Genomic DNA, 263 nt, shown 5'->3' with positions numbered 1-263 from the left:
GGAGGTAGGTCAAGACAATTGCGATCCGAAGGCCTGCGCCATTGGTTGGAGGCAGGCTGTTCCGGCATCTTCGGCACGCTCGGCCTGTGGCCGTTGCGTGCCGCGCCCGCGGAGCGGGCGCCGGGGGGCGTAGGATGCCGATGAGCGTAGCGAATCGCATCGGGGTTTCGCACGGCGTGGGAGATGGTGCGTTTCGCTGCGTTCAACGGCACCCTACGGGGTACCGTTTGTTTTGACCTTCGCCTCCCGTATGAAGCCCCTCG

This window comes from Thioalkalivibrio versutus, from assembly GCF_001999325.1.
Classification (GTDB): Bacteria; Pseudomonadota; Gammaproteobacteria; order Ectothiorhodospirales; family Ectothiorhodospiraceae; genus Thioalkalivibrio; species Thioalkalivibrio versutus.
The sequence above is the reverse complement of the archived record's forward strand: the minus strand, read 5'-3'. Positions refer to the sequence as shown.